Annotated in this window: 1 protein-coding gene; it reads right to left on the minus strand. The window is 61.3% G+C overall.

What is annotated here, in order from left to right; all coding sequences use genetic code 11:
• Nucleotides 1-1,916 (minus strand): transketolase (gene tkt, locus KHQ23_RS24990; protein WP_038992588.1); only part of this gene is annotated, 1,916 nt, incomplete at both ends.

Here is a 1,916-nt window from a genome sequence, read left to right on the forward strand (position 1 = left end):
ACGGTGAAGCCGAACTCCTCGAACAGCTGCTCAGCCGGCGCAGACTCACCGAAGGTGGTCATGCCAACGATAGCGCCGTTCAGGCCAACGTATTTGAACCAGTAGTCAGCGATACCCGCTTCCACGGCAACGCGCGCGGTCACGGCTTTCGGCAGTACGGATTCGCGATAAGCCGCATCCTGCTTGTCGAACGCGTCGGTGGACGGCATGGAAACCACGCGCGCCTTCACGCCTTCGGCAGTCAGTTTGTCCCATGCGGCAACCGCCAGCTCCACTTCTGAACCGGTGGCGATGAAGATCAGCTCCGGCTGGCCGGCGCAATCTTTCAGCACATAACCGCCGCGGGCCACGTTCGCCAGCTGCTCTGCGGTACGCTCCTGCTGCGCCAGGTTCTGACGGGAGAGGATCAGCGCGGTCGGGCCGTCCTGACGCTCCACGCCATATTTCCACGCAATCGCGGATTCCACCTGGTCACACGGACGCCAGGTGGACATGTTCGGGGTCACGCGCAGGGAAGCCACCTGCTCTACCGGCTGGTGAGTCGGGCCGTCTTCGCCCAGACCGATCGAGTCGTGGGTGTAGACCATCACCTGACGCTGTTTCATCAGCGCGGCCATACGTACCGCGTTACGCGCGTATTCCACGAACATCAGGAAGGTGGAGGTGTACGGCAGGAAGCCGCCGTGCAGCGCGATACCGTTGGCGATAGCGGTCATACCGAACTCGCGCACGCCGTAGTGGATGTAGTTCCCGGCAGCGTCTTCGTTGATCGGCTTAGAGCCGGACCACAGGGTCAGGTTGGACGGCGCGAGATCTGCGGAGCCGCCGAGGAATTCCGGCAGCAGCGGGCCGAAGGCTTCGATGGCGTTCTGCGAGGCTTTACGGCTGGCGATTTTCGCCGGGTTGGCCTGCAGCTTCGCGATGAACTCGTTAGCTTTCGCGTCGAAGTCAGACGGCATCTCGCCTTTCATACGGCGGGTGAATTCGGCTGCTTCCTGCGGGAAGGCTTTGGCGTAAGCCGCAAACTTCTCGTTCCATGCGGCTTCTTTCGCCTGGCCGGCTTCTTTGGCATCCCACTGGGCATAGATGTCAGACGGGATGTCAAACGGCGCGTGTTTCCAGCCCAGCGCTTCGCGGGTCAGGGCGATTTCGGCGTCGCCCAGCGGCGCGCCGTGGGAGTCGTGGGTACCGGCTTTGTTCGGCGAACCGAAACCGATGATGGTTTTGCACATCAGCAGGGACGGTTTGTCGGTGACCGCCCGTGCTTCTTCTACCGCGCGTTTGATGGCGTCAGCGTCGTGACCGTCCACGCCGCGCACCACGTGCCAGCCGTAGGCTTCAAAGCGTTTCGCGGTGTCATCGGTGAACCAGCCTTCAACGTGGCCGTCGATAGAGATGCCGTTGTCATCATAGAACGCCACCAGTTTACCCAGTTTCAGGGTACCGGCCAGGGAGCACACTTCGTGAGAAATGCCTTCCATCATGCAGCCGTCGCCCATGAAGGCGTAGGTGTAGTGGTCGACGATATCGTGTCCCGGACGGTTGAACTGCGCCGCCAGGGTTTTCTCGGCGATAGCCATCCCGACCGCGTTAGCGATACCCTGGCCCAGCGGACCGGTGGTGGTTTCCACGCCTGCGGTGTAGCCGACTTCCGGGTGACCCGGGGTTTTGGAGTGCAGCTGGCGGAAGTTTTTCAGCTCTTCAATCGGCAGATCGTAGCCAGTGAGGTGCAGCAGGCTGTAAATCAGCATCGAACCATGGCCATTTGACAACACAAAACGGTCACGGTCAGCCCAGGCCGGATTGTTCGGGTTATGGTTCAGGAAATCACGCCACAGCACTTCGGCAATGTCAGCCATACCCATCGGGGCCCCCGGGTGGCCGGATTTGGCTTTCTGTACAGCGTCCATGCTCAG

This window comes from Klebsiella sp. 64 (assembly GCF_018223915.1).
GTDB lineage: Bacteria > Pseudomonadota > Gammaproteobacteria > Enterobacterales > Enterobacteriaceae > Klebsiella > Klebsiella pneumoniae.